Below are 25,202 nucleotides of genomic sequence, written 5' to 3'. Positions count from 1 at the left end.
AGGGGGACAACCCGGGAGGACGACCGCTCGCGGTCTTGGGGGAGGACGTCAGGCGGTGCGGAACGACCCCGTCGCTGTGCGGAGCGACCCGGTGACGGTGCGCACTCCGGAGGTGGCGGTGCCCGGCCGCCGGGTCTCGGTGTCGATGAACCGACCGAGCGTGCGGCCCGTACCCGTCCCGGTGTAGGAACCGACCGGTCGCCACGCTGCGTCCACCGCGTAGCCGCCGATCTCGCTGCGGGTCTCGAGGCCGGTCACGTAGGCGCCGCCGAGGGGGTTCTGACGGTTGTGCATGTGTGCTCCTCGTCGTCGTGCCGAGGGTCGTCGATCACCGGGCCGGCGACCACGACGCCGTCGACCTGATGGACCCGAGCTTACACCCTTCTTTTGCATCAAGCAAAACTACGCCCGGTTCAGGCGACCAGTTCGCAGAAGGTCCGGCCGCCGGCGGTCCAGCTCTGCCGGGCGACGAGTCCGATGCCGTCCGCGTGCTCGAGCAGCGCGTCGATGCCCACCTCGGCCCACGGGAAGCCAGCGCTCTGGTGACCGGCCGCGTCCACCACCCGAGCGGTGTAGACGCGGTCGGCCGTCCGGTCGTCGTGCGTCTCGACGATGATCCGACCGCCGACCCGGACGATGTCGCGGCAGCGGGCGAGCAGGGCGGCCGGGTCCCCGCCGATGCCGATGTTCCCGTCGATCACGAGGGCGGTGTCCCAGTGCCCCTCGTCGGGGACCGGGTCGAACACCGACCCCTGCAGCGCCGTGCCTCCGGAGCGGCGGGCGATCGCGACGGCCTCGGCCGACACGTCGACGCCCAGCGCCGGGATGCCGAGCGTGCGCGCGGCGACCAGCATGCGGCCGGGACCGCAACCGATGTCGATGACCGGGCCGTCGGCGTTGTCGAGGAGGGAACGGTCGACGCGGTCGGCCGCGGCGTTCCACCGACCGACGTCCATGGTCACCGCGGATCCTGGACGCGAGGGGTCGGTGAGCCGGATCCGGCCGTCCGTGCGGAGCGCGTGAGCGTACGGTTCGCCGCCGCCGGCACCGAACGAGACGGGTGCGTGCATGGTCATCGGAGAGCCCCCTCGGTCTCGGCGCGCAGGGCTGCGGCGAACCGGGAACCCGGTGCCACGGCGGCGACGCGCTCGGCGTCCGGCACGGTGTCGACGTCGAGCAGGTCGCCGAGGATGCCGACGTCGAGGCCGGCCGACAGCAACCGTGCGAGCTGCACGGCGCCCGTGTCGTCCTGGGACATCGGGACGCCCCGGAGGTGCTCGCCGTCGGGATCGCGGAGGTAGAGCGACCAGAAGCCGCCGTCCTCGGCCGGCCCGAACCACGCGTCGCGTCCGGGTTCGTCGAAGACCGGTGCGACGTCGCCCGCCGTGAACTGTGGCGTGTCCATGCCGACGAGCAGGGTCGGGCCGTCGACGGTGTCGAACAGGACGCCCAGACGCTCGTCCAGGCCACCCGTGGGCTGGTGGAGGACGTCGAAGCCCTCGGCGTCATCGGGCAGCACCGCCCCGTCGAAGAAGAGCAGCCGGCGCGCGGCGGGCAGGGCACGCACGGTGGTCAGCGTGTCCGCGAGGCTCGCAGCGGCGACCCGGGCGGCGCCCTCCGGGGACAGCGCGGGCGTGAGTCGCGTCTTCACCTTGCCGGGGAGACACTCCTTCGCGACCACCGCGACCGTGATGCCGAGACCTGACTGTGGTGTGGTCACGAGCGGACCCCCTCGGCACCGGTGCCGGCGGTCCCGACCGCATGCCGGACGGGACCCTGGCCGACGGACCGGAGCCGCGCCTCCCGTCGGTACTCGCGCAGGAGCCGTGACATGTCCCTGACGGCGTTGACGGTGCCGCGCAGCGTGCCGGTCACCTTGCTGTCGCCGATGCGCTGGGCGTACCCGATGTCGGATTCGTCCACGCGCCACCCGGCTGCGTGCGCGGCGAGGACCATCTCGAGCGGGTAGCCGCTGCGGCGGTCCCGCAGGTCCAGCGCGACGAGGTCCTGACGGCGCATCACGCGCATCGGGCCGAGGTCGCGGAGCCGGTAGCCGGTCGCGCGACGCATCAGGACCGCGAGCACCCGGTTGGCGAACCGGGCGTGCGGTGCCCACGCACCGGGACCGGTCGGGACGCGACGCCCCAGAGCGAGGTCCGTGCGGCCGTCGGCCACGCGGGCGACGAGCGGGACCAGTTCGGCCGGGTCCATCGATGCGTCCGCGTCGCAGAAGGCGACGTAGTCCGCCGTCGCCGCGGCGACACCGGCCGCGCAGGCCGAACCGAAGCCCCGGACGGGTTCGGTGACCACGAACGCGCCGTGCGCCCGGGCGACGTCGGCCGATCCGTCGGTGGAACCGTTGTCGACGACGATCGCGCGGTAGCCGTGGGGGAGGCGCGTCAGGACCTCCGGCAGGGCGTCGGCCTCGTCGAGACAGGGGAGGATCACGTCGACGTTCATGTCAGCCATTCGGTGCCGTCCGTCGGATCGACGGGTCGTGGGTCCGCATGCACCAACACAACCCAGGCACCCTGGGCGTCCTCGTCCCGGCTGTCCCCCGGCTGTCCGGTCAGCGCACCGCAGCGCGCAGCGGAGCGCTCCGGAACTCGCGCATGCCCCGCTCGAAGTCGACACCGGCGCGCCATCCCAGCTCGGCGGCGATGCGGTCCGACGACGCCGTCACGTGCCGGACGTCGCCGAGCCGGTACTCGCCCGTCACGACCGGCTGCGGACCGTCGGGTCCCGCGATCGCCGCGGCCATCTCGCCGATGGTGTGCACGACGCCCGACCCGACGTTGTACGCCCGGAACGTCTCAGCAGGCAGGTCCTCCGTCGCCGAGATCGACACCGTGTTCGCCCCGGCGACGTCGTCGACGTGCACGAAGTCCCGTCGCTGGCGGCCGTCCTCGAACACGCGTGGGGCCTCGCCCCGCGCGAGCGCCGAGCGGAAGAGGGACGCGACACCCGCGTAGGGCGTGTTCGCGGGCATGCCCGGACCGTAGACGTTGTGGTAGCGGAGTGCGATCGCCCGACCCCCGGTGGCACGGGCCCATGCGGAGGCCAGGTGCTCCTGGGCGACCTTCGTCTGGGCGTACACGTTCCGCGGGTCGAGGGTGGCCGACTCGTCGATGAGCCCCGGCACGAGCGGCTGTCCGTCCGGGCCGATCGGGTCGAACACGCCGGCGTCGAGGTCGGCGCGTCGACGCGCCGGCGGACGGACGGGTTCGCCGGACGCGGTGGCGTAGGCCCCCTCGCCGTAGACGACCATCGAACTCGCCACGACCAGCCGGTCGATGCCGTGCCGGTCCATCCCGGCGAGCACGTGCGCCGTGCCCGCGTCGTTCGAGGAGACGTAGTCCGGGGCGTCCTGGAAGTCGACGCCCAGCCCGACCTTGGCGGCCTGGTGGCAGACGACGTCGACGCCGTCGAGCGCTGCGTCGAGTGCGATGCGGTCACGGACGTCGCCGTGCACGAACTCGATGTCCTGCTGCTGGTGCGCGGCGACCACGTCGGCGGGCGCACCGTGCACGTCGTCGCGGAGCGAGTCGAGCACCCGGACCTCGTGCCCCTCGGCACGGGCGCGGCGGACGATGGCAGAGCCGATGAAGCCGGCGCCGCCGGTGACGAGCAGGCGGCTCACGCCAGGGCTCCCGAGGCCGACACGATGCTCGCGCTCGCGGAGGCCGGGACGAGCTCGCGCGGTGTGTAGTCGTCCGGTACCGCGGCGACGATCGACCCGATGGCCCGGACGATGACCTCGTTCGCGCGCGCGAGCCGTTCCATGACGAGTCCGTGCGTCACGGGGGTCTCGACCTGGTAGGCCTGCTCCTCCGTCCGGGTGCCGCCGGTCGTCGGGTCGTCCTCCGCCGGCGCGAGACCCGCGTCGGCGTCCGTGACGAACGACAGGTTCACGGTGCCGATGCCGAGTTCGGCCGCGAGCGGCACCTCCGGCGTCATGGTCATGTTGATCGTGTGGCCCCCGGCCTGGCGCATCCACACGGATTCGGCACGGGTCGAGAAGCGCGGCCCCTGGATCACCACGCAGGTGCCGGTCGGGCGGAACGGAACGTCGAGCTGCTCCATCGCCCGGACGGCGGCGCGCCGGAGCACCGGGTCGAACGGGTCCGCGAACGACAGGTGCTGGACCGCGTCCTCGAAGAACGTGTCCGCGCGACCCCAGGTCCGGTCGATCAGCTGGTCGGTCACCACGAAGGTGCCCGGTGCGTAGTCGGGGTGCAGGCCGCCGACCGCACTCGAGGACACCAGCGCCCGCACACCGAGCGAGCGCAGGGCCCACAGGTTCGCCCGGTGGTTGATGCGGTGCGGCGCGACCGAGTGGGACCGCCCGTGCCGCGTCAGGAACGCGACCCGCTTGCCGGCCATCGTGCCGATGCTGATCGGGCTCGACGTGGGGCCGTACGGCGTGTCGACCTGGAGCTCGTCGGCGGTGCCGGGCTCGAACAGCTCGTAGAGGCCGGAACCACCGATCACCCCGATGGCCACCCGCGTCTCGTCCACAGCTCCGGTCGTGGTCACGTCGTCCTCCACAGGTCCTCCGAATGGTCCTCAGCGCGTCGGGCGCGCTCGTTACGCTACTGGGACCGCCACCGGACGAGCCGGGAGCGGGCACACATCCCACCTGTTCGGAGGCCCACGTGCGAACGATCGGTCAGCACCGCGACGAGATCGCGGCTCTCGTCGCACCGGTGCTGTCCGCCAGACGTCGTTCCGGACTGGAGGCACGGACCGTCGACGACCTCGCGACCGACGCCGGCGCCGGACGGGGCCACCGCGAACTCGGTCGGGCGGTCGTCGCACCCGTGCCGCTCCCACCGTTCGACAACAGCCAGATGGACGGCTTCGCCGTCCGCACCGCCGACGCAGGCACCCGCGTCCACGTCGTGGCACCGATCCCCGCGGGGGTGGTCCCGCCTCCGCTCGATCCGGGCACCGCGGCGCCGATCATGACCGGCGCGCGGATCCCCGACGGCGCCGACGCCGTGTTCCCGGTGGAGTCGACCGAGCCCGGTGGCTTCCCCGCCGCGCTCGCACTGACATCGGTCGCCGTGCCCGGCGACCTCACCGCGGGCACCTTCGTCCGGGGGACCGGCACGGACCTCGCCCGCGGCGGTGAACTCGCGCCCGCCGGAGCACGCGTCACGCCCGCCCTCCTCGGGACCCTCGCGTCCGCCGGGGTCGTCTCCGTCGACGTCGTCCGGCGGCTCCGCGTGCTCGTCGTGTCGACGGGGTCCGAGCTCCGCGGTGCCGGGGAAGCGACGATCGGCGACGCGAACGGCATCGCACTGCGGGCGGCGCTCGCCGAGGTCGGGGCGGAGACGCGATCCATCCGGCTCGCGGACGACGACGAGGCGTTCGTCGCGGCCCTCGACGCCGCCGTGGGGGACTGGGCCGACCTCGTCATCACCACCGGCGGCATCAGCGCCGGCGCGTACGAGGTCGTACGACAGGCGCTCGGCCCGCTGGGGCTCGCCGTCACACCGGTGGCGATGCAGCCGGGTGGTCCGCAGGCGTCCGGCACCATCGCCCTCGCCGGTCGATCGGTGCCGGTGGTGTCGTTCCCGGGCAACCCGGTGTCCGCGCTCGTGTCGTTCGAAGTGTTCCTGCGCCCGTTGCTCGCCCTCGACGCCGGTCTCCCCGACGACCGCCCGGTCGCGGTGCTGCCCGCGGCCGACGCCGCGAACTCACCGGCGGGGAAGCACCAGGTCCGGCGCGGCAGGGTCGAGGACGGACGCGTCCGCTTCGTCGGCGGCCCGAGTTCGCACCTGCTCGCCCACTACGCAGCGGCCACGCACCTCGTCCACGTCCCGGTCGGCACCGCCGAGGTCGCACCGGGTGACCCGCTCACCGTCTGGAGCCTCCGATGACCGACGCCACCCCGCTCTCACACGTCCGGGCGGACGGGACCGCACACATGGTCGACGTCTCCGACAAGGACGTCACCGTGCGGACCGCAACGGCCACGGCCACCCTCGTCACCCGCCCGGACGTCGTCACCCGCATCCTCGACGGCTCCCTGCCGAAGGGCGAGGTCGTGGGCACGGCGAGGATCGCGGCGATCATGGCGGTGAAGAAGACCTCGGCCCTCATCCCGCTCTGCCACCCGCTGCCCATCGCGGGCGTCGAGGTCGACATCGCGGGGGACGGGGATCGGGTGGTCGTCGAGGTGTCGGTCCGGACCACCTCGCGGACGGGCGTCGAGATGGAGGCCCTGACCGGTGCGAGCGTCGCGGCGCTCACCGTGTACGACATGGTGAAGGCCGTCGACCGGGCGGCCACGATCACGGGGGTCCGTGTGCTCGAGAAGCACGGCGGCCGGTCCGGGGACTGGAGCAACCGATGAGCGCAAGGCCGACCCGGGGTCGGGCAGCCGTCGTGGTCGTGTCGACCCAGGCATCCATCGATCCCGCCCTCGACCGCACCGGTGCCGTCATCGCCGAGTGGCTCCGGGAACACGCCTTCGCCGTCGCGGAGCCGATCATCGTCGCCGACGGCGGCCCCGTCGCCGAGACCGTGTCCGCCGAACTCCTCGCCGATGCCCGGGTCGTCATCACCACGGGTGGGACCGGCGTGACGCCCACCGATCGCACGCCCGAAGCGATCGCGCCGCTCATCGACCTCGAGCTCCCCGGCATCACCGAGGAGATCCGGCGTCGCGGACTGGCAGGAGCCGGACCGACCGCGCTCCTGAGCCGCGGGATCGCCGGGATCGCCGCGGGCGGCACGCTCGTCGTCACGTTGCCCGGGTCCCGGGGCGGTGTCGCCGACGGGCTCGCAGTGCTCGACGGGCTGCTCGACCACGTGCTCGCGCAGGTGTCGGGCGAGGGGCACGCGCCGCGGAGCGCATCGTGACCGGGGTCGACCAGGCCGACCCTCGGGTGGTGCTCGCCGACGTCGTCGACCGGCCGATCACGGTGGACGAGGTCTCCGCCGTGGTCGCGACCGACCAGGACGGAGCGGTCGTGACGTTCGCGGGCGTCGTGCGTGACCACGACGGCGGCAAGGGAGTGACCGCGCTCGAGTACGAACGGCACCCGAGTGCCGGTGCCGTCATCGCCGACGTGGCCCGCGCCATCGCCGACGCCCACCCCGGGGTCCGCATTGCCGTGCTGCACCGTGTCGGGGCGCTCGGCATCGGGGACGTCGCGCTCGCCGCTGCCGTGTCGGCAGCGCACCGTGCCGAGGCGTTCGCGGCCTGCGGGGCCCTGGTCGACCTCGTGAAGGAACGCGTGCCGATCTGGAAGCACCAGCGTTTCACCGACGGCTCCGACGAGTGGGTCGCCGCCCTCTGACTGGCGAAGGGTGGTCAACGACGCGCAGCCGCACACGCGACGATCTGACCGTTGCCGGATCGCAACCGCGGCACGCGTTCGGGGCGTAGCGGCACTCCAAGCTGATCCATAGACTCGCTGCTCATGAGCGTGCTGCTGTACGGGGCGTCGATCGTCCTCCTGGTCTTCGCCCTGATCGACATCATCACGAAGAGCGACGACCAGGTGCGCGGTCTGCCGAAGTTCGCGTGGATCCTGATCTGCATCTTCCTGCCCGTCGTCGGCAGCATCGTGTGGTTCGCCGTCGGGCACGACTGGAGCCAGAGCGACCGGAACCACGGCCGCTACATCGAGCCGAAGCGCCACGAAGACCAGTACGCCACGCTGAAGGACGCCCGCAGCGCCCACGGGGACAAGCGGGTGAGCGGCACGGAGCAGGAGCTCGCCGAGCTCGAGCGTGAGATCGAGTACTGGGAGGCCCAGGCACGCCTGCGTCGGGCGAAGGAGGCCGCCGGCGAGGGCGAGCCGACCCCGGGCAGCTGAGCCGCGCCTCCTGGCCGATCCGCTGCGCGTGCCGGGTGGGGCGGAGCGGGGGCCGCTGTCGGGCGACAACGTCGCTGTCGTACGACAGCGACTTCGTCGTTCCCCAGCGCCCGCAACTGTTGCAGCCGCGCGCGAGCGACATCATCGGTGTCGTACGACGTCGACAACGTCGTTCCGAGTCGCCCCGCCCCGCCCCGCCACGCGCCCGCACCCGCCCCGCCCGCGCCCGCCCCGCCGCCGCCCCCGCACCGCGCACCCCGACGCGCCGCCTACCCTTGACGGGTGGCTCATCTCCTCGGCGCCGAGAACCTGCATCTCGAGTTCCCCACCCGTGTCGTCTTCGACAGCGTCACCCTCGGCATCGACGAGGGTGACCGCATCGGCGTCGTCGGCCGGAACGGCGACGGCAAGTCGACGCTGCTCGCACTGCTGTCACAGCGCCTCGAACCGGACGGCGGCCGCGTCACGCACCGTCGCGGCCTGACGGTCGGCTACCTCGACCAGCGCGACGTCCTGCCAGAGGGTGCGACCGTGGGCAGCGTCGTCGTCGGCGACCGCGAGGAGCACGAGTGGGCCGGCGACCCGAAGAACCGCGACATCATCGGCGGCCTCGTGTCGGACATCCCGTGGGACGTCAGTGTCGACGAGCTCTCCGGCGGCCAGCGGCGCCGCGTCGCCCTCGCCCGGCTGCTCGTCGGCGACTGGGACGTCCTGTTCCTCGACGAGCCCACGAACCACCTCGATGTCGAGGGCATCCAGTGGCTCGCCGAGCACATAAACCGCCGGTGGTCCGCGAACCAGGGCGGCCTCGTCGTCGTGACGCACGACCGGTGGTTCCTCGACGCGGTGTCGACGGACACGTGGGAGGTGCACGACGGCATCGTCGAGCCGTTCGAGGGCGGCTACGCGGCGTACATCCTCCAGCGTGTCGAACGTGACCGGCAGGCGGCGGCGAGCGAGCAGCGTCGGCAGAACCTGGCCCGCAAGGAGCTCGCCTGGCTGCGCCGCGGCGCCCCGGCCCGGACGAGCAAGCCGAAGTTCCGCATCGAGGCGGCGAACGCCCTCATCGACGACGTCCCGCCGATCCGCGACACCGTCGCCCTGTCGAAGACCGCGACCGCCCGGTTGGGGAAGGACGTCGTCGACCTGCTCGACGTGAGCGTCGCGTTCGACGGCACCACGATCCTCGACCGCGTCGAGTGGCGGATCGCGCCGGGGGAGCGCACCGGGATCCTCGGGCCGAACGGCGCAGGCAAGTCGACGCTGCTGAACCTCGTGTCCGGTCGCCTCCAGCCCACCAGTGGTCGGGTGAAGACCGGCAAGACCGTGCAGGTCGCCGTGCTCGACCAGCAGCTCGCCGACCTGCACCAGTTCGCCGACGACCGCGTCCGCGAGGTCGTCGCCCGCAAGAAGACGAGCTACGTCGCCGACGGCAAGGAGATGACGCCGTCGCAACTGCTCGAACGGCTCGGGTTCACGTCCGCGCAGCTCTCGACGCCCGTCAAGGACCTGAGCGGCGGGCAGAAGCGGCGCCTCCAGCTCATGCTCATCCTGCTCGACGAGCCGAACGTGCTGATCCTCGACGAGCCGACGAACGACCTCGACACCGACATGCTCGCCGCGATGGAGGACCTGCTCGACACCTGGCCGGGCACCCTCCTCGTCGTCTCCCACGACCGGTACCTGCTCGAACGGGTCACCGACCAGCAGTACGCCGTGCTCGGCGGGCACCTCCGGCACCTGCCGGGCGGCGTCGACGAGTACATGCGGCTCCGGGCGGCCGGCACCGGTGGAGGGACAGCCTCAGCGGCTGCCGCCGCGTCTGCCGGGAGGCCCGACACCGCCGGCGGCGCCGCTGCGACCGGTCCCGCGGCCGGGTCCACCGACCCTGCCGCACCCGGTCTGACCGGTGCGGACCGGCGGGCAGCCGAGAAGGAGATGTCCGCGCTCGACCGGCGCATCGCGAAGGTCGGCGCCGACCGGCAGAAGCTGCTCGACCAGTTCGCGAGCCACGACCAGTCGGACTACGAGGGACTCGGGGCGCTCCAGACGCAGCTCACCGCCCTCGAGAGCGAGGTCGAGCAGCTCGAGGAGCGCTGGCTCGAGGTGGCGGAGGCGCTCGGGGTGTAGTCAGCCGACGTTCTTCGCCCAGCCGGGTGGTTCGAACGGGTCGGACACGAAGCAGGGGGTGTCATCCGGAGCGTCGCGGCGCGCGATCGCGACACCGTACGTCTCCGGCGTCCTCGAGGTCCGGAGCGTGCCGAGGTTCCCCGTCGTCGTGACGGCGAACCCCTGCACCTCGCCCGCGTGCTCCGGGTCCCGCAGCACGATCCGGCCCACGATGTCGAGCTCACAGTGGGCAGGCACCACGAAGCCGCTGTCGACCGGGACGGTCCGGCCGTACTCCTCGGGCATCGCAGCGTCGTCGGTCGCGATGAGCCCAGGGCTGTCCGTCCGCGGCTCGGGGGCGATCGCGAGCCGGTCGAGCGTCACGTTGCGCAGCTCCACGGCACGGACGTCGTGGACCCGGATGTCCGAGCCCGTGTCGTTCTGCATCTCCGCCATGAACCACGACGACGCGCCCGCCGAGCCCACGGGGAAGGTGGAGCAGGCTCCGCCGCTGATCGCGGTCGTCGTGAGCTCGCCGGCTGGCGCGACCGCGACCCCGAGGCCGACGGCGAGCACGAGCGCGCCGATGGTGCTCGCTCCGATGACGGCCCGCCCCACGTTCACGTGCTCAACCTAGGGCACTCCTCCCGCAGGGTCTCCCCCCAGTCCGCGGCCGTGGTCTACCCGTCGGCGGGATCGCCGCCACCAGGGTTCGCGACGACCTCCCACAGGTGGCCGTCCGGGTCCTGGAAGAACCCGGAGTACATGCCCCACGGTCGTGTGTACGGCGGCTCGAGCATCATCGCGCCGGCGTCCCGTGCCCGGTCGAGGACGGCGTCGACGGCGGCCGCCGACTCGACGAAGTGCCCGATCACCGCACTCGGCCCCGGCGCCGGGCGGACGCCGGAGTCCTTCGCCATGTCGTCGCGGCCGTACACGCTGACGATGAGACCGTCGTCGAGTGTGAGCATCGCCGTCGTCCCGCCCGCCTGGGTCTCGGTTGCGGGGTACTCCGTGCCGATGACGCCACTGCCGTCGAGCCCGAGCAGGGCACGGTAGAACGCGGCGGAGCGGGCGATGTCGGCGACGGCGAGCGTGATGGCGTGCATGCGCCGGAGGGTACCCGGCGCGGCACCGCCCGGTCGCCGGGTCCGAGCGGCCTGCTCGATCACCGGGTCGGAGGCGACTGCGCAGTTGCCCGGTCGGAGGTGACTGCGCAGTCGCCCGGCCAGAGGCGGCTGCTCAGTCGCCGAGGCCGAGGATCAGGCGTCGGAGCAGCCCCGACAGCTGGTCCTGCTCGGCGTCCGAGACACCCGCCAGGATGTCCCGTTCGGCGGCCAGCAGGTCCGCGATCGCCGCGTCGACCGCCGTCCGGCCCGCAGCGGTCAGGGAGACGAGGATGCCGCGGCCGTCCCGCGGATCCGTGCGTCGGGCAACGAGCCCTCGTGCCGCAAGCCGGTCCACCCGGTTTGTCATCGTTCCGCTCGACACCAGCGTCTGCTGCAGGAGCGTCTTCGGGCTCAGCTCGTACGGCTCGCCCGCACGCCGCAGCGCCGAGAGCACGTCGAACTCCCACGGCTCGACGTCGCTCTCGTCGAACGCGGCTCGACGTGCACGGTCGAGGTGCCGCGCCAACCGGTCCACGCGCGACAGGACCTCGAGCGGACCGAAGTCCAGGTCGTCGCGTTCACGTCCCCACGCAGCGACGATGCGATCGACCTCGTCCTCCTGCGGCATCCCCCCATCTTGGCCGAAGCAGGGCGTGCACGGCCAGCCGTCCGGTCGTGGGAGGATGGTCGAGCGCCTCCGTGCGCGTTCCGCCTTGGTGTAATGGCAGCACGACGGCCTTTGGTGCCGTGAGGTCCGGGTTCGAATCCTGGAGGCGGAGCAGCGGCCTCTTCGGCTTTGCGGCATCCCGGGTCATTCTTCTTCGTGTGGAGGCTGCTGGCGGCGCCAGATCGCGGCTCCAGACCGCTCCTGTTCTCGTCCTCGCCGTTCTGTGGGTCCCGGCCCACGGCGAGCGAGCGACGTACGCGGAAGAATCAGGCAGCTAACCCCTGAGATCGAGGGCTGTTCAAGAACGCCGGGCTCGCATGAAGAGAGGCCTGGCCCCTCAGCGCTTCGACATGGAATCCATGGACTTGAGCCACGAGCCGGTGCCGCAGCGCGACGGCGGGACAGAATTTGTGCCCCGGTGGTCCAGAGGACCATACGAGGCCATCGATCCCTTCAGGCGTGCCAACTACTAGGAAGGCGTGATCGCGCGGCCAAGCCGACCAGCAACTCTCCTCGACGAAACTGAGTTCCTCCGAGCTAGCCGGCCGCCGCAGCACGACGGTGCCGTCAGAGGCAGGTGCAGTGTTCACACCGGTCGCTTGCGCTCTGCAACGTCAGATGGTCTCGCGGATCGCAGCACTGCTTACTTCCTCTCGAGATGAGCAACCAGGCGAGCGAGCGCTTCCTGCCATTCAGTCGTCCCGGTCTCGGCCCACAATTCCGCGAGCTCTCCGTCCGGGCGCGCGGCGAGTTCGACCGCACGCACCGCTCGGTCTGCGAGACGGCGGCTCGGTCTGCGTGCGCGGTTGACGAATCGCTTAATACCCTCGGTGTACGCGTCGGTCTGCGATGGACGGCCCAGTCCGTGCGCAACGACCTCCGCCGCTGCGATGGCGGTGGCAGCGACATCGCCGTCGAGCATGCGCCCGGCTCTTGCCGCGTCCATGAAGGCCGCCTTGACGACCGTCCACCGTTTCTGACCGTCGAGTTCCGCGACGAAATCGGCCGCGGCGTCATTTCCGACTGGCTCGGCGCTCCACGTCCCCATTCCGCAAGAGTAGGACGTGGAGCGGACGAGCCCTAGTCCGAAAGTCGGTCCGCTACCGGGCGCCCAATGGGCCCGGACACCCGGTCGATGTGATCAACGGGGGTTGAGGAGATCGCCGTCCCAGCTCAGGTCGTCATCTTCGTCGACCTCGAAGGCCTCGTAACGGTCGTCCTCGAGGATGTTGTCGATGAGTGCGCGCGAGCCGGCGACGATCGTCGAGTCCCAGTCCTCCTCCGACGCGACCACCCATGAGTGATCCTCGGGCCAGATCAGCGACGTGTACGGCCCCTCCTGGCCGTAGCGGCTGCATTCCCAACCCGGAACGGTGCGTTGCGCCCATGTCGGGTCCGCAAGCTCGCTCAAGCTCGTGCTGAACAACCACATGTCCCGACCGGGCCAGTGCATCTGCATGCGAGCGCGCGCGAGCTCGTTCCGACTTCTCTCCGCCCACGGTGGGTTGCCGGTGCCTTCCCACGCACCGATCACCACGTCGTCCGGTGTCCCTGTCGCGACCCGAAGGTGTGTGGTCAGGACCGCGAGATCCGCAGGGTCGAACCACCCATCGTCGGACTGACCGACGCTCCACCCATCCGACCAGTCCCTGGTCTGCTCATCGTCCGTGATGCGGAACCACTGCACCAGGGGATGCATCACGCGGCCGTTGCGCCGCGCGACCTCAGCCCACTGCCATCGCGTCTGTTCGACGTCGACGGGATTTCCCCACTCGTCGACCGTGTTCGGGTCAGCGCGGTGCGCATCCACCGGGTGCAGCAGCCGCGCGTACGCTTCGAAGCCCGTGCCAGCGACACCGCCGACAGTCGCCCATCTGCCGGCTCGCTTGACGAGCCAAGCACCGCGGGAGGCCTCGGTCAGCAGGATCATGCTGTCAGCCTGGCACGGCAGACACCAGTGTCTCGGGCGAAGCAGTCTGAGGCGACGATCCTCTAGTGAGACGGTGCTTGATAGAAGAGTTCGGGGTCACCGTCATCGAGGCCGTACACGATCCCTGCGAATGTCCAACCAAGCGTGGCGAGAACGAGCTGCATCGGGTGGTTCGAGAGGTTCGTCGAAGTGAAGAGCTTCGGCGTCCGACGCGCGGCGCTCACGGCAGCGAGCAGCCCTGACGCCACTCCGCGGCGCCGGGCCGCGGGCAGAACGCGGACGAGTTCGACGAACTTATTCCCGAAGAAGGACTGGTCAGTGACAGCGAATCCGAGGACCGTAACACCATCCGTGGCGAGCCAGACTCGGCTGCGCTCGAGCCACTGCTCGACGGCGTCATGACACTCGTTCAGTGGTTGCTCAAGGACCACGGCAAGGTCCGCGAGGTCTGCGAGAGTCGCTGCGCGTAGTTCGAGGCGTCGAGCAGTGCAAGCGAACATCAAATCGGTGACAGTGCAGGGCCGAACCCAGGACCGTGACGCCGCCCTCGACCACGTACAGCAGTTCGAAGTTGAGACCGACACAGGACACCGTTACGTGGCGACCTGCGAAGGCCCACCGGTCGGATTTCCCTCGGACTGGAAGGTGACGAGCGCCGATGATGGTCACCTAGTCGGCAGTGTCCGCCTGCTCGGCGCAGGCATGCCCGGCGCGACAAACTACCGCTACAAGAAAGCCGGCGCGCTCCTCGCAGGTGGTAAGCAGTTCAATCTGTGGAACGCGGTGCAGTCCCTGTTGCAGTGATGCCTCTTTGTTGGTCGGGCATGCAACCAGCACTCCGCCGCGTGCGGTGCTGTTGAGCGTGTTCAATAGCCGATCGGCTACCGAGTCCTGATGCAAACCCACCGAGCGCTGCGATACGATCCTTCCGGCTTGCCCTAGCCGGTCACCCGCCCACAGGGCCCGGTCGAGTTTGGGAGAGGGAGGCAGCCCGTTCGAGTCGGGCCAAGTGTGGGCATCCGCCGTACTGTCTCCGGTGTTCGTCACCCGATCGGCTATCGAACCCTCGCCGCCGGGCAACCAGCTGCGTCGTGACCACCTAATCGTGGTCACCTCCGCGGCGCAGACAGCTGAGGCCGCGCACGAGCATCCCGGTGCACACGATGAGCAGACCTCCTAGGATCAGCGCCGCTCCGGCTGACGCTCCCTCGACCCCTCCGAAGAAGAAGACAACCACGACGCCAGCAATCGCGATCGAAGGGCCGATCAGGTAGGCGGCAAACGTCGTCTCGGACATGCGGCCATCTGGTTCCACAGCCGAACCCTACTGGCGATGCCAGATACCCGACGGTCGTCCGGTAGCCGAGTGCCGGTTGAGACCGCTTCCCTTCGGACGCTTCTCTCGTCGGGTTGATGTCCGGATGGCCGCCACCGGGATCTCTCGCGCGAGGTCGCGATCACCAAGTGAGCTGCGTGTCGTCCTCGAAGACCGCGCCGGTGGGCCCATCAGCAGGCAGGGTCGCGAGCCGCACCGCCACAGCCGCTCCCTCATCGGGGGTGCGGGTGCCACGGAAGTCGTTGAAGTCCGTGGCAACGTGGCCGGGGGCGGCGCCGTTGATCTTCAACGTGGTCTCCGCGAACTCGCGGGCGTAGTGCACGGTCAGGGCGTTGAGGGCGGTCTTCGAGCTCGAGTACACCATCGAGGGCTGCCCCACCCATGCCCCCTCTTCCCCGATCGAACCGCGCTTGCTCGTCACGTTCACGATGCGAGGTGCCTCTGCCTTCGTCAGTAGCGGCAAGAACGCGGTGATCATCCGCACGACGCCGAAGACGTTGACCTCGTAGACGCTCTTGAAGTCGTCGACGTTCTCCTCGGTCGGCTTGGGCAGGTTCTCCAGCGGGCGGAACGTGAGCGTGTTCACGCCGGCGTTGTTCACCAGGACGTCGAGCCGGCCGAACTCGTCAGCGACGTCCGCGACGAGAGCGTCGATCTGGTCCTGATTGGTCACATCGAGAACGACCGGGCGCACGTCACCGTCGACGGTGGTGGCGGCTGCCCGTCCGAGCTCGGCGCTGCGCGTGCCGAGGAGGACGGTGAAGCCTTCACGGGCGAGGCCGCGAACGATGGCGATGCCGATGCCCTTGTTGCCGCCTGTGACCAGGGCGACCTTCTGCAAGATTGATGTTGTCATGTCAACAGCATGCACTTTCCCTGTTGATGCGTCAACAGAGGACCGATAGGGTCGCTTCATGATCGCGCCCCTGACTCAGCAGGAACAACGCCTCTGGCACGCGTGGAAGATCGCAGCGGACACCGTCCGGCAGCGCGTGGCCGAGGACATCAAGGCAGGCTGCGGGCTCTCGGATCAAGACTTCGGAATCGTGACCCGACTCGTCGAGCTCGGGGGCGGCGAGCTCCGCCAGAACGACCTCAGCGCCTCGCTGCGATGGGACCGCACCCGCTTGTCCCACCAGCTCACGCGGATGGAGAATCGCGGACTCGTCACCCGCAGCGCGGTCGATGGCGGTGTGCTCGTGCGCATCACAGACGAGGGAGCACGTCTCGTGCGTGTGGCCCGACCGATCCATGCTGACGCGGTCCGAAAGCATCTCGTCCAACGCACCGAGGGCATAGACCCCTCTTCGCTTGTGCACGTCCTCGAACAACTCGCACTCGACAGCCCACCAGCACCGTCGCGATAGCCGATCGGCTACCGGTCGCCCTTCCACTTTCGGGGGCCGAAGCGCCACCGCCAGACCCCGGCACCAAGCCACAGGATCCCCAGTGCTGTGTCGAGCAGCATCAGCAGCAGATCGATGTCGGAACGTGTCAAACGCACGATTGAAATCGCGACGATGGCCAGTCCGAAGACGAGCGTGTAGGACACCGGCAACTTCGCGCCTGCGACGTCAGTGTGGTGAACCTACCGTCTGTGGTCGCCCCGGTGATCGCCACCCGCGGTCGCCGATCCCCCGGCGCGTTAGTTGAGGCTCTCGAACACCATCGTCGCCTGGATGCGGTCGCCGCCGCCCAGTCCCTTGCTCCCGCTACTTGCCGTGGTGATGGTGTGAAGACGGTATCCCTTTGCCGCTTGGTCGTTGATGGCCTTCTCGAGGGAGGTCAAGTTGCCAGACCCCGTTCCCCAGAGCTTTTCCTTCAAGAATCACCTGCACGACGACGTACTGCATCCGCGGCTCCCTTGCCTCTGGGCGTGCGAGCAAGGTGCTCGCCGCCCAGGCAAGTCTGCCGTGGAGTCGTCCGCTGGCATGGCCCCCGTTCGCGTGGCGACGGATGCGACTGGTCCTGTGCCTGGAAGTCCATCGGCTACCGGGCGCCGATGCGATCTCGGCTACAGGGTGGCGGATACGCTCCGTTTGTGAGCATCGTGACTTCCGGGCCCGTGGCACGGTGAGCATCGAGTCTTTCGACGTTGAGCCGATCGACCATCGCCGGTTGATTCGATGGCTGCTCGGTGTGGCGGCTGCCGTCACCGGTGTTCTTGCGATCATCGGGTGGCCGCTGCCGGTGCTCCCGGGAAGATACGTGCGGACTGATGCATGGGAACGCACGACTGCCTTGATCGAAGCATGGTGGACTCACGACGGTTGGCGGATGTCAGGGGCGTCCTGGTTCTGGGGCGGTGTCGCGATAGGCGCGACAACTGGCGCGGTCATGATCCGGGCTGGGACGGAACGATCCTGGCGCAGAACATGGCTTCTGACCGTGCTCCCGGGCGGCGTCATCGCAGCGCTGGGCCCGTTGGTTCAGGTTCTGTTGGGAATCCGGTGGTCGAACTACGCGGGTAGCCACGACAGTCTCTCCGTGATCATCGTGTACGCAATCGGTTTGGCAGGGGCGGTGGGCTTACCGTTTTTCCGCGGATGGGTGATGCACGGCCGCAAGCAGAGCGACGATGACGGTGCGCTTCGACCTTGACGCACCGTCACCTCCCGTTCCGAGACGCGGCTGACTCGGTCCGGGGAGCGGCTTCTCGCGCCATGAACGCTCTAATCATCGGGTACGCCCGGGCCTCAACGTACGAACAGGGCTTCGCAGCTCAGCGCATCCCGCTCGAACGGCTCGGAGTCCTCCTGTCCAACATCCACACCGACCGGGGCCTCACCGGCACGAACAGGTTTGCGCCAAGCACTCGTCGTGCCTTGGCAGGGACACATTCGTGATCGCGAAGCTGGACTGGCCGGCGAGGACCGGGAATGGGCTCGGAGCGCCACCACCGCGCCTGGAACGGCTCACCGCTCGATCCTGGCGAACGCGTCAGTCGAAGGGGTGCAGTGTTCGCAGCCGACGTCCTCCGTCCGGACCCGCGCGTCGGCGGAGAGCAGCGCCTCCTGGACGACACGCTGAGCGGGTGCCGGGCGGCCGGGCGGCCGGGCCGTCACCCGCCCGCCCGGTTCCGGAGCCGCGCAGACGACGAGGACCGTCCGTCCCGCGGATCCGGAGAGCATCAGCGCGCCGCTTCGACCCCGGCCTGCGCGATGACGGCGTCCTGGTCGGGGGTTCCGCCGCCGGAACCGATCGCGCCGATCACGGCTCCGGACTCGTCGGTGATGGGGAGTCCGCCGGCGAGGAACGCCAGCGGCTCGTTGCTCGCCGCTCCGAGCGTGTAGAGCGGTGCGCCGGGCTGGATCGCCGCCGCGAGGTCGCCGGTGGCTGCACCGCCGAAGTACACCGAGGTGCGGGCCTTCGCGAAGCTGGAGTCGATGGACACGAGCGGGGCGCCGTCCTGACGGACCGAGGCGACCATGCGGGCACCGCGGTCGAGCACGGTGATGGAGGACGGGACGCCGAGTTCGGTGGCCTTCGCATCCGCCGCGGCGATGATGCGCTGAGCCTGGTTCAGGGTGATGGACATGGTGATTCCTCTTCTCTGATTGGTGGTGGGTATCGGGGTCAGGCAGCGGGTTCGTCGGTGACGACGACCTTGCCGATCACGCGGCCGCTCTCGACGAGGGCGTGCGCCTCGCGGAGCGTGTCGGCCGTGATCGGGCGGAGCACGGTGGTGGCCGTGCCGCGGATGCGCCCGGCGTCGACGAGGCCGGCGACCTCGTCGAGGATGCGGTGCTGCTCCGCCATGTCGGCAGCGCGGTGCAGCGAGCGGGCGAACATGAATTCCCAGTGCCAGGTGAGCGCTTTCGACTTCAGCGCGACGACGTCGACGTGTTCCGGGTCGTCGATGGCGACGATCTGTCCGAAGGGGCGGAGCACCCGCTCGTAGACGGGGAGCTGGCCGGAGGAGTTGGTGGTGAGGATCCAGTCGATGCCGTCCGGTTCGTTGCCGAGGACCTGTGCGGCGAGGTCGCCGTGGTGGTCGACGACGTCGTGCGCGCCGAGCTCGCGGACCCAGGCCGCACTCTCGGGCCGGGACGCGGTCGCGAGCACGCGGACACCCGGCAGCAGGGCCCGCACGAGCTGGATCGCGATCGAGCCGACACCGCCCGCACCTCCGATGACGAGCAGTGTGCCCGTGGCGTCGGGTGCGATGCGGAGCTTGTCGAACAGGCTCTCCCACGCGGTGATCGCGGTCAGGGGGAGTGCCGCGGCCTCGGTGTGCGACAGCGTGCGGGGACGTCGACCGACGATGCGTTCGTCGACGAGCTGCAGTTCGGCGTTGCTGCCGGGCCGGTCGATGGCACCGGCGTAGTACACCTCGTCTCCCGCAGCGAACAGCGTGACGGCGTCGCCGACGGCACGGACGGTGCCGGACGCGTCGAACCCGAGCACCCGGACGCCGCCGTCGGGCTCGGAGCCTCCGCGGAGCTTCACGTCGACCGGGTTGACCGACACGGCGTGGACCTCCACCAGCAGGTCGTGCGGCCCGGGCACCGGCATGGAGATGGTCGTCGGCACCAGGCTGCGTGCGCTGGTCACGGGGAGTGCTGCCGTCTGTCCGATCGCTCGGACCTCGTTCGTCGTGGTCATGTCAGTACCGTGCACCCGGTCCCGTGGTTACCCGCAAGGGCATCTGGTTACCGCGGGGTAACCGAGAAACCCCTGGTCCGAGTCCGTACCCCTGGGGAACCGAGCGCTTGCCGGCATCTGTCGGGGTGGTTACAGTTCGGCTGTGACCATGTCCATGAGCAGCCCCGTCGAAGCCGCGCACGTCGTCGACGCGTGCGACCGGAACGACGTGTACGCGGCAGCGTGCCCCTGCCGGGAGATGCTCGACCTGCTCGCGAACAAGTGGACCGCGCTCGCGATCGGGGTCCTCGAGGACGGTCCGCAGCGGTTCGGCGAACTCCGACGCCAGCTGCAGGGCGTCAGCCCGAAGGTGCTGTCGGCCTCGCTGAAGCGGATGGAGGACGCCGGTCTCGTCGACCGGACCGTGTTCGCGGAGGTCCCGCCGAGAGTGGAGTACGCGCTCACGCCCCTGGGGCGCGGTGCTGCGGCACCGCTCGCGCACCTGCGCGACTGGGTGAACGAGAACGTGACCCGTCACTGAGGCGCGCTACGGACTGGAGGCACGGCGCCAGCTGGCACCGCGCCTCCCGTCACACGTCCTGACGCGCCCTGGCGCGAGCGAGCTGCTGCGCGGAGGAGAATCCGGAACGGAGGGCACGTTCGGTGGCGGTGAGGTGCTCCGTCCCCGCGAGCCGCACCGCCTCCGTCAGTCGACGCCGTTCGATCTCGCGACGTGGTGCGGTCCCCATCCGGTGGAAGGTGTCGCGGAGGGTCCGCTCGGACACGGAGAGGTCGCGAGCGAGCCGCCCGACGGTGAACGCCGGGTCGCGGAAGAACGTCTCGATCGTGGCTTGCGCGGCCATGAAGAGCCCGTCACGATGCCCTCCCGTGGCCTTCGGCGTGCGGGGCGCCGACTCTTCGAGGACGCTGGCGAGGAGGTTCTCGAACGCGAGGGCGAGGTGTCGTTGGCTGGTGACGGTCGTCGGGGGAGGGGACTGCAGGAGGCCGTTCGTCATGGTCATCAGCGTCTGGGCGGCAGACCCGCTGATGGGAAGTGGCTCCCCGTACTGGAAGCGGCCTTTCCCGGGCCGCAGGAAGGTGGGTTCGAGGTACCAGACGTAGCGGGCGGTCTCCGTCACGGTGCGTGCGGTGGTGGGCGCTTCGCCGCTGAGGAGGATCAGCGATCCTGCATCCGTCGGTACGCGTGTCCCGTCGACGTCGAACTCGAAGCCGCCCTCCATGGTCAGCACGAGGTAGGTCCGTTCCGGAGCCGTGGTGAGTGCGTAGCCGGCGGAGCGCGACCACGCATGGCCGACGCCGAACCGGGGTTGCTCGACGGTGTTCGCCACGAGGGTCTGGTCGATCGCGCCTCGGGGGTGCCAGCCGAAGTCGTTGCACCGCTGGGCGGCGGCCTTCCCCATCGCCAGTGCGGTACTCACGGTTCGATGATGCATCACCGACCCGCCGGGGCGTGGAGGCCGTCGCGTGTTGTTATCACCTGTTGCCGACGGCACGCATCGTTTTCGGCAGCAGATGTGATCGATTCCGGCGAGATGCTCGCGCGCTGTCGCCGATTCCCGCAATCTGGCGGAAGAATGAGCTGACAACACGTCAAGAACGGTCTTCTCCGTGGTGCCCGAACACGGTCGAAGCGTCATGCACGAGGAGGCGCAATGTCAGACCACCGGGCAACGAGTCCGGGGGACACGTCGATCGTTCCAGCCGTGGAACTGCCGGACGCGGTACGACGTGCTGGGCTGGAGCAGGGGTGGGAAGCTGCAGCAGCTCTGATCGGGAGGCACTGGGACGCGTACGCGACCACCGCCCCGGAACAGGTGCTCGACGCGATCGGGGTGCTCCCCGGGTCCGTCCTGCTCAACGACGCGACGCTGGTCGTTGCTGCCAACTACCTGCAACACGTCGTGTCCGGTGAGGACCCGACGAGCTTCGATCCGAACCGGGCCCTCTCCACGGGTGAGGGCCCGGTCAGTGGAACGTTGACGCAGCAGCTGACCGTCCGGACCGGGATCTCCGCCAACGCTCGGGTGCGGGGTGACGTCCGGGAGGCACTCGAGGCGGCGGAGGAAGGTCGGCACCTCCTGGAACAGGCCCGCGGTGCTGCTGCGGATCCCACGACGGCGGCGGAGCTGGATCGCGTGCAGCCGAACCTGCCGCACTTCTTCATCCAGTGGGGGCGGACGCGGGAAGCTGCCGAAGCTCGCGGCGCGGTCTACGAGTTCGAGCAGGCGCACCACCTCGGTCTCCGCACACGACAACCGCAGGTCGCCCGCGTCGCCGCCGGCCACTTGGCGTGGCATCACATCGAGCGCGGCCGCGTCCACGTGGCGGCGCAGTGGCTCGAAACCGCACTGGGTGTCGGGGATCCGGACCCTCGGTACGAGGGGATCGTCCACCTGGCGGCCGCGTTGATCGCGCTCGAGCGCGGTGACCGGCAGGCAGCTGGAGTGGCCTTGGCGCGGATGCGCGCGTACCCGACGGGGGAGTACTGGGCCCCCGCGCTCTGGGTGCGGGCGCTTCACGTGGTGACACGGGAGGAAGCGACGCTGGTCCAGAACGAGTTCGCGCACGAGCTCGACCGTCACCCGCGGAACGCCCGCGGACCGGTGGACGCCCGCTACCTGCGGACGGTCCGGCTCACGTTGGGGATCCGGCCGGGCGACGACGGACCGCGGTCGACGACGACGGCCGATCTCCTGCTGGACGCGGTCGACGCATTCTCCCGAGGCGACTTCGAGCGCGCCTCCGAACTCGTCCGGGAACCGGCAGCAGCGACGGACCATGCCATCCCCCGGGTCCGGGCCAACGCACTGCTGCTCGCCGCCGCGGTGAGTCGCGCCCTCGACCGCCCGGCGCTGGCCGTCGAGCTGTTCGAACGGGGTCACGCGATCCTCGAGCGCGAACAGCTCACCACGCCGTACCGGACCCTCCCGCAGGAGATGGTGCCGTTCTTCGCGGAAGCGACGGGACGCCCCATCGCGGTGGAGCGCGGGGTGGAACCGACACCGGTCCCGATGGCGCTCGGCACGCTCACGCCGCGGGAACGCGAGCTGCTCGCGCTCCTCGGCACGAAGGCGAAGTTCGCCGACATCGGTGCGCAGCTGTACCTGAGCCCGAACAGCGTGAAGACGGCTGCCCAACGGCTCTACCGGAAGCTCGGCGTGAACTCCCGCGGGGAAGCGGCCGAGATCGCGCTGCGCGCGGGGCTCGCGCGCGGCTGAACGAGCCGCTCGCCCCGGCATCGCCGCTGCCGGTCCTGCTTCCGGATCGAGACGGTGGCCCCCGTTCAGGGGTGGCAGCGCCGGGAGGTGAGCATTCCGGGAAGCAATCCCGGTTCTGCTCTGGGCGACTTCTCAGACTGTGTGAAGACTGAGCGCGGCGGCTGCTGCTGCCTCGTCCATGCCGCCGATCAAGCCGCCGGCGTGGATCGATCGATGGTTGAAGAGTTGGGGATCAGATGAACCTGCGCTGGCCCGGCACGCGGAAGCATGCCGCCGATCGGCGATCGGGGGTGCTACCAGCGCTTCGCTCCCGTCGTCTGCGCTCGGTCGCGGCCCTCGGCGCCCTCGTGCTCACCGTGTCCACGTTGGGCGGAACGGCCCTGTTGAACGCGCAGCGCGCGAGCGCCGTGCCCGGTTCTCCTGGTACACCCCAGACGGCGTCGACCCTCTACTCCGAGGACTTCGAGAACACCCCGAGTGACGCCCCGGTCCTGCTCACGAACTACACGGGCGCGACCGGGCAGAAGTACACCGCGGATGCACCCTGGCTGACCGGCTGCAACGGTCAGGTGCTGAACTTCAACACCACCTCGCAGGGCAACTGCGCGAACGCAGGGGACCGAGACCACGTCCGCCAGCTTGCTTGGGTGCTCGGCTCGTACGCGGGCTCCTCCACCCCGGCAGCGAACAAGGCCGTGACCGCGTACACCGAGGGCAACCCGGGAGCGAACGCAGTCGAGTTCGCGACGGCCGCGAACATCCCCCTGGCCGCTGCCACCGGCCGCTTCCTGACGTTCAGCGTCGACGCGGCTGCGCAGAACTGTCCTCCCGTGGCGACGGCTCCCGCCTACCAGTTCTCCTTCATCGACGCCGGCGGCGCGGCCACCCCGGTCGGCGGCGTGATCAACGCGTGCACTTCCACGCGCACCGTCACCGCGCCAGCGGTCGGCACTCTGGCTGCGGGAACGGCGAACGTCGGCACGTACACCTCGAACGGTTCCGTGCTGCTGAGCGGCGCCTCCGTGGGGATCCGGATGGTGAACACCAACGGTTCCGGCGGCGGCAACGACGCGGCCTTCGACAACATCCGGATCCTGGACGTCACGCCGCAGCTGGACAAGGTGTTCAGCCCGACCACGGTGCGGACGGGTGGCACGTCGACGCTGACGTTCACCGTGACGAACACGTCCGAGCTCGCCGCGAAGAACGGCTGGTCGTTCACGGACGACCTGCCATCGGGGCTGACGCTCGCGAACTCCACCGTCGGTGGCACCTGCGACGCGACCACCACGGCAACGGCAGGCGCAACGTCCGTCGCGATCACCAACGGGAACCTCGCTGCAGGGGAGGCCTCCTGCACGATCACGGTCCAGGTCACCTCGAACACGGCCGGGTCCTACACGAACGGCCCGGACAACGTCACCGAGACCGGACTCAACCCGCCGGGCGACACGACGGTCGACTTCGTCGACCCGAGCTACACGGTGTCCAAGACCGCGGACCGTGCTTCCGCGAAGCCCGGGCAGACCGTGACCTACACGGTCACCGTCAAGAACACCAGCACGGTCGGCTACACCGCGGACCGTCCGGCCACGTTCACCGACGACCTGTCGAAGGTGCTCGACGACGCCACCTACAACGGTGACGCCTCCAATGGTGCAACGGTCACGGGCAACACACTGTCCTGGTCCGGCCCACTCGCAGCTGGTGCGACCCAGACGATCACCTACTCCGTGACGGTCGACGACCCCGACACGGGCGACAAGGTCCTGACGAACGCCGTCGTCCCGGACACCTCGATCGGCGGCAGCTGCGACCCGGACGCGACGTGCACGACCGAAACCCCCGTGCAGTCGTACTCGGTGACGAAGACGGCGGACCGCACGACGGTCGTCCCCGGCCAGAAGATCACGTACACGGTGACGGTGAAGAACACTGGCAAGGCCGACTACACCGCAGCGAACCCGGCATCGTTCACGGACGACCTGTCATCGGTGCTCGACGACGCCACGTACGACAACGACGCGTCGAACGGTGCCACCTACGACGAGCCGACGCTGTCCTGGTCGGGACCGCTCGCGGTCGGGGCGACCGAGACGATCACGTACTCGGTGACGGTCGACGACCCGGACACGGGCGACTCGCTCATCGACAACACCGTCGTGACGCCCCCGGGCAACGGCGGCGACTGCGACACGGACTCCGACAACCCGTCCTGCACGGTGAACATCCCGTCCGGGTCGTACACGGTCGCGAAGACGTCCTCCGCGTCGACCGTCACCGCTGGTGACACCGTCACGTACACCGTCACGGTGACGAACACCGGGCAGCGGGACTACACCGCCGACGACCCGGCGTCGTTCAGGGACGACCTGTCGAAGGTCCTCGACGACGCG

The 25,202-nt window shown here is 70.0% G+C and carries 29 protein-coding genes, 1 tRNA gene and 1 pseudogene; 13 read left to right on the top strand and 18 right to left on the bottom strand.

The features are described from left to right. Positions 1–48: 48 nt before the first annotated feature. The 6 genes from ACTJKO_RS16310 to ACTJKO_RS16285 all read right to left on the bottom strand — a co-directional run bounded on the left by ACTJKO_RS16310 (position 49) and on the right by ACTJKO_RS16285 (position 4,536). On the bottom strand, positions 49–294 hold the full coding sequence (locus ACTJKO_RS16310; protein WP_440690227.1) for a hypothetical protein: 246 nt from the start codon (positions 292–294) through the stop codon (positions 49–51). Positions 295–413: 119 nt separating this feature from the next. Then, a complete protein-coding gene (locus ACTJKO_RS16305; protein ID WP_440690225.1) occupies positions 414–1,076 on the bottom strand; it encodes a class I SAM-dependent methyltransferase in 663 nt (220 codons plus the stop codon). Next, the gene (locus ACTJKO_RS16300) at positions 1,073–1,720 is read right to left on the bottom strand and encodes a TIGR04282 family arsenosugar biosynthesis glycosyltransferase (protein WP_440690223.1); all 648 of its coding nucleotides are present in this window, start codon (positions 1,718–1,720) and stop codon (positions 1,073–1,075) included. The genes ACTJKO_RS16305 and ACTJKO_RS16300 overlap by 4 nt, the downstream gene beginning before the upstream one ends. Next, on the bottom strand, positions 1,717–2,469 hold the full coding sequence (locus ACTJKO_RS16295; RefSeq protein WP_440690221.1) for a glycosyltransferase family 2 protein: 753 nt from the start codon (positions 2,467–2,469) through the stop codon (positions 1,717–1,719). Before ACTJKO_RS16295 ends, ACTJKO_RS16300 begins: the two co-directional genes overlap by 4 nt. Before the next feature lie 100 nt (positions 2,470–2,569). Then, positions 2,570–3,640, bottom strand: a complete 1,071-nt coding sequence (locus ACTJKO_RS16290; RefSeq protein WP_440690219.1) for an NAD-dependent epimerase/dehydratase family protein — start codon at positions 3,638–3,640, stop codon at positions 2,570–2,572. Then, complete coding sequence (locus ACTJKO_RS16285; RefSeq protein ID WP_440690217.1) at positions 3,637–4,536, bottom strand: MTAP family purine nucleoside phosphorylase; 900 nt, start codon at positions 4,534–4,536, stop codon at positions 3,637–3,639. The genes ACTJKO_RS16290 and ACTJKO_RS16285 overlap by 4 nt, the downstream gene beginning before the upstream one ends. A 119-nt stretch (positions 4,537–4,655) precedes the next feature. Between ACTJKO_RS16285 and ACTJKO_RS16280 the strand changes: the two genes are divergently transcribed. The 6 genes from ACTJKO_RS16280 (at position 4,656) to ACTJKO_RS16255 (ending at position 9,962) form a co-directional block, all read left to right on the top strand. After that, positions 4,656–5,885 (top strand): molybdopterin molybdotransferase MoeA, encoded by a 1,230-nt coding sequence (locus ACTJKO_RS16280; RefSeq protein WP_440690215.1) that lies wholly within the window; start codon positions 4,656–4,658, stop codon positions 5,883–5,885. Beyond that, positions 5,882–6,361 (top strand): cyclic pyranopterin monophosphate synthase MoaC, encoded by a 480-nt coding sequence (gene moaC, locus ACTJKO_RS16275; protein ID WP_440690213.1) that lies wholly within the window; start codon positions 5,882–5,884, stop codon positions 6,359–6,361. Before ACTJKO_RS16280 ends, moaC begins: the two co-directional genes overlap by 4 nt. Then, positions 6,358–6,870 (top strand): MogA/MoaB family molybdenum cofactor biosynthesis protein, encoded by a 513-nt coding sequence (locus ACTJKO_RS16270; RefSeq protein WP_440690211.1) that lies wholly within the window; start codon positions 6,358–6,360, stop codon positions 6,868–6,870. Before moaC ends, ACTJKO_RS16270 begins: the two co-directional genes overlap by 4 nt. Further along, positions 6,867–7,310: a molybdenum cofactor biosynthesis protein MoaE gene (locus tag ACTJKO_RS16265; RefSeq protein ID WP_440690209.1), complete on the top strand. Its 444-nt coding sequence runs from the start codon at positions 6,867–6,869 to the stop codon at positions 7,308–7,310. Before ACTJKO_RS16270 ends, ACTJKO_RS16265 begins: the two co-directional genes overlap by 4 nt. A gap of 123 nt (positions 7,311–7,433) precedes the next feature. Then, positions 7,434–7,832 carry a PLDc N-terminal domain-containing protein gene (locus tag ACTJKO_RS16260; protein ID WP_440690207.1) on the top strand — a complete coding sequence of 133 codons (399 nt, stop codon included), beginning with the start codon at positions 7,434–7,436 and terminating at the stop codon, positions 7,830–7,832. A 282-nt stretch (positions 7,833–8,114) separates the two neighbouring features. Next, a complete protein-coding gene (locus ACTJKO_RS16255; protein ID WP_440690205.1) occupies positions 8,115–9,962 on the top strand; it encodes an ABC-F family ATP-binding cassette domain-containing protein in 1,848 nt (615 codons plus the stop codon). Here ACTJKO_RS16255 and ACTJKO_RS16250 read toward each other — a convergent pair whose 3' ends face one another. The 3 genes from ACTJKO_RS16250 to ACTJKO_RS16240 form a co-directional block, all read right to left on the bottom strand. Beyond that, complete coding sequence (locus ACTJKO_RS16250) at positions 9,963–10,565, bottom strand: hypothetical protein (RefSeq protein ID WP_440690203.1); 603 nt, start codon at positions 10,563–10,565, stop codon at positions 9,963–9,965. Between the two features lie 56 nt (positions 10,566–10,621). Beyond that, positions 10,622–11,050: a VOC family protein gene (locus tag ACTJKO_RS16245; protein ID WP_440690201.1), complete on the bottom strand. Its 429-nt coding sequence runs from the start codon at positions 11,048–11,050 to the stop codon at positions 10,622–10,624. Between the two features lie 133 nt (positions 11,051–11,183). Then, positions 11,184–11,678 (bottom strand): MarR family winged helix-turn-helix transcriptional regulator, encoded by a 495-nt coding sequence (locus ACTJKO_RS16240; RefSeq protein WP_440690199.1) that lies wholly within the window; start codon positions 11,676–11,678, stop codon positions 11,184–11,186. Between the two features lie 79 nt (positions 11,679–11,757). Here ACTJKO_RS16240 and ACTJKO_RS16235 point away from each other — a divergent pair. Then, positions 11,758–11,829 (top strand) — tRNA-Gln (locus ACTJKO_RS16235). A gap of 531 nt (positions 11,830–12,360) precedes the next feature. Here the strand turns inward: ACTJKO_RS16235 and ACTJKO_RS16230 are convergent. From ACTJKO_RS16230 to ACTJKO_RS16220, 3 genes are all read right to left on the bottom strand, one after another. Next, entirely contained in the window at positions 12,361–12,765 is a 405-nt protein-coding gene (locus tag ACTJKO_RS16230; protein ID WP_440690197.1) for a DUF4259 domain-containing protein, read from the bottom strand. A 93-nt stretch (positions 12,766–12,858) separates the two neighbouring features. Further along, the gene (locus ACTJKO_RS16225; protein WP_440690195.1) at positions 12,859–13,647 is read right to left on the bottom strand and encodes a hypothetical protein; all 789 of its coding nucleotides are present in this window, start codon (positions 13,645–13,647) and stop codon (positions 12,859–12,861) included. Between the two features lie 62 nt (positions 13,648–13,709). Further along, positions 13,710–14,078, bottom strand: coding sequence for a GNAT family N-acetyltransferase (locus ACTJKO_RS16220; protein ID WP_440690193.1), 369 nt, complete (start codon positions 14,076–14,078; stop codon positions 13,710–13,712). A gap of 55 nt (positions 14,079–14,133) precedes the next feature. Between ACTJKO_RS16220 and ACTJKO_RS16215 the strand changes: the two genes are divergently transcribed. After that, the gene (locus ACTJKO_RS16215; protein ID WP_440690191.1) at positions 14,134–14,451 is read left to right on the top strand and encodes a hypothetical protein; all 318 of its coding nucleotides are present in this window, start codon (positions 14,134–14,136) and stop codon (positions 14,449–14,451) included. 295 nt (positions 14,452–14,746) lie between these two features. Here the strand turns inward: ACTJKO_RS16215 and ACTJKO_RS16210 are convergent, their stop codons facing one another. Both ACTJKO_RS16210 and ACTJKO_RS16205 read right to left on the bottom strand, forming a co-directional pair. Continuing rightward, positions 14,747–14,944 carry a hypothetical protein gene (locus ACTJKO_RS16210; RefSeq protein WP_440690189.1) on the bottom strand — a complete coding sequence of 66 codons (198 nt, stop codon included), beginning with the start codon at positions 14,942–14,944 and terminating at the stop codon, positions 14,747–14,749. Between the two features lie 160 nt (positions 14,945–15,104). Beyond that, a complete protein-coding gene (locus ACTJKO_RS16205; RefSeq protein ID WP_440690187.1) occupies positions 15,105–15,839 on the bottom strand; it encodes an SDR family NAD(P)-dependent oxidoreductase in 735 nt (244 codons plus the stop codon). 58 nt (positions 15,840–15,897) lie between these two features. On the opposite strand from ACTJKO_RS16205, the gene ACTJKO_RS16200 reads away from it, so the two are divergent. Further along, entirely contained in the window at positions 15,898–16,350 is a 453-nt protein-coding gene (locus ACTJKO_RS16200) for a MarR family winged helix-turn-helix transcriptional regulator (RefSeq protein WP_440690185.1), read from the top strand. A gap of 8 nt (positions 16,351–16,358) precedes the next feature. Here the strand turns inward: ACTJKO_RS16200 and ACTJKO_RS16195 are convergent, their stop codons facing one another. Next, the gene (locus ACTJKO_RS16195) at positions 16,359–16,535 is read right to left on the bottom strand and encodes a hypothetical protein (RefSeq protein WP_440690183.1); all 177 of its coding nucleotides are present in this window, start codon (positions 16,533–16,535) and stop codon (positions 16,359–16,361) included. 521 nt (positions 16,536–17,056) lie between these two features. On the opposite strand from ACTJKO_RS16195, the gene ACTJKO_RS16190 reads away from it, so the two are divergent. After that, positions 17,057–17,584 carry a hypothetical protein gene (locus ACTJKO_RS16190; RefSeq protein WP_440690181.1) on the top strand — a complete coding sequence of 176 codons (528 nt, stop codon included), beginning with the start codon at positions 17,057–17,059 and terminating at the stop codon, positions 17,582–17,584. Positions 17,585–18,113: 529 nt separating this feature from the next. Here ACTJKO_RS16190 and ACTJKO_RS16185 read toward each other — a convergent pair. Both ACTJKO_RS16185 and ACTJKO_RS16180 read right to left on the bottom strand, forming a co-directional pair. Beyond that, complete coding sequence (locus ACTJKO_RS16185; protein ID WP_440690179.1) at positions 18,114–18,521, bottom strand: GlcG/HbpS family heme-binding protein; 408 nt, start codon at positions 18,519–18,521, stop codon at positions 18,114–18,116. 38 nt (positions 18,522–18,559) lie between these two features. Beyond that, complete coding sequence (locus tag ACTJKO_RS16180; RefSeq protein ID WP_440690177.1) at positions 18,560–19,588, bottom strand: zinc-binding alcohol dehydrogenase family protein; 1,029 nt, start codon at positions 19,586–19,588, stop codon at positions 18,560–18,562. A 148-nt stretch (positions 19,589–19,736) separates the two neighbouring features. Here ACTJKO_RS16180 and ACTJKO_RS16175 point away from each other — a divergent pair, with 148 nt between their 5' ends. Continuing rightward, positions 19,737–20,108: a winged helix-turn-helix transcriptional regulator gene (locus ACTJKO_RS16175; RefSeq protein ID WP_440690299.1), complete on the top strand. Its 372-nt coding sequence runs from the start codon at positions 19,737–19,739 to the stop codon at positions 20,106–20,108. A gap of 49 nt (positions 20,109–20,157) precedes the next feature. Here ACTJKO_RS16175 and ACTJKO_RS16170 read toward each other — a convergent pair whose 3' ends face one another. Further along, a complete protein-coding gene (locus ACTJKO_RS16170) occupies positions 20,158–21,006 on the bottom strand; it encodes a helix-turn-helix domain-containing protein (RefSeq protein ID WP_440690176.1) in 849 nt (282 codons plus the stop codon). A 285-nt stretch (positions 21,007–21,291) separates the two neighbouring features. Here ACTJKO_RS16170 and ACTJKO_RS16165 point away from each other — a divergent pair, with 285 nt between their 5' ends. Both ACTJKO_RS16165 and ACTJKO_RS16160 read left to right on the top strand, forming a co-directional pair. Beyond that, on the top strand, positions 21,292–22,806 hold the full coding sequence (locus ACTJKO_RS16165; RefSeq protein WP_440690175.1) for a response regulator transcription factor: 1,515 nt from the start codon (positions 21,292–21,294) through the stop codon (positions 22,804–22,806). Positions 22,807–23,162: 356 nt separating this feature from the next. Beyond that, positions 23,163–25,202: pseudogene (locus ACTJKO_RS16160) on the top strand (hypothetical protein); the annotation flags it as partial.

It is taken from the genome of Curtobacterium sp. 22159, assembly GCF_052045775.1.
Lineage (GTDB): Bacteria > Actinomycetota > Actinomycetes > Actinomycetales > Microbacteriaceae > Curtobacterium.
This window is presented reverse-complemented; position numbering and strand designations above follow the sequence as displayed.

Excerpts from the sequence above, each read along its gene's own strand:
- ACTJKO_RS16210 (WP_440690189.1), bottom strand. The coding sequence starts at position 14,944 with ATGTCCGAGACGACGTTTGCCGCCTACCTGATCGGCCCTTCGATCGCG.
- ACTJKO_RS16310 (WP_440690227.1), bottom strand. The coding sequence starts at position 294 with ATGCACAACCGTCAGAACCCCCTCGGCGGCGCCTACGTGACCGGCCTC.
- ACTJKO_RS16200 (WP_440690185.1), top strand. The coding sequence starts at position 15,898 with ATGATCGCGCCCCTGACTCAGCAGGAACAACGCCTCTGGCACGCGTGG.
- ACTJKO_RS16205 (WP_440690187.1), bottom strand. The coding sequence starts at position 15,839 with ATGACAACATCAATCTTGCAGAAGGTCGCCCTGGTCACAGGCGGCAAC.
- ACTJKO_RS16260 (WP_440690207.1), top strand. The coding sequence starts at position 7,434 with ATGAGCGTGCTGCTGTACGGGGCGTCGATCGTCCTCCTGGTCTTCGCC.
- ACTJKO_RS16185 (WP_440690179.1), bottom strand. The coding sequence starts at position 18,521 with ATGTCCATCACCCTGAACCAGGCTCAGCGCATCATCGCCGCGGCGGAT.
- ACTJKO_RS16270 (WP_440690211.1), top strand. The coding sequence starts at position 6,358 with ATGAGCGCAAGGCCGACCCGGGGTCGGGCAGCCGTCGTGGTCGTGTCG.
- ACTJKO_RS16295 (WP_440690221.1), bottom strand. The coding sequence starts at position 2,469 with ATGGCTGACATGAACGTCGACGTGATCCTCCCCTGTCTCGACGAGGCC.
- ACTJKO_RS16225 (WP_440690195.1), bottom strand. The coding sequence starts at position 13,647 with ATGATCCTGCTGACCGAGGCCTCCCGCGGTGCTTGGCTCGTCAAGCGA.
- ACTJKO_RS16240 (WP_440690199.1), bottom strand. The coding sequence starts at position 11,678 with ATGCCGCAGGAGGACGAGGTCGATCGCATCGTCGCTGCGTGGGGACGT.
- ACTJKO_RS16175 (WP_440690299.1), top strand. The coding sequence starts at position 19,737 with ATGTCCATGAGCAGCCCCGTCGAAGCCGCGCACGTCGTCGACGCGTGC.
- ACTJKO_RS16245 (WP_440690201.1), bottom strand. The coding sequence starts at position 11,050 with ATGCACGCCATCACGCTCGCCGTCGCCGACATCGCCCGCTCCGCCGCG.
- ACTJKO_RS16230 (WP_440690197.1), bottom strand. The coding sequence starts at position 12,765 with ATGGGGACGTGGAGCGCCGAGCCAGTCGGAAATGACGCCGCGGCCGAT.
- ACTJKO_RS16180 (WP_440690177.1), bottom strand. The coding sequence starts at position 19,588 with ATGACCACGACGAACGAGGTCCGAGCGATCGGACAGACGGCAGCACTC.
- ACTJKO_RS16305 (WP_440690225.1), bottom strand. The coding sequence starts at position 1,076 with ATGACCATGCACGCACCCGTCTCGTTCGGTGCCGGCGGCGGCGAACCG.
- moaC (WP_440690213.1), top strand. The coding sequence starts at position 5,882 with ATGACCGACGCCACCCCGCTCTCACACGTCCGGGCGGACGGGACCGCA.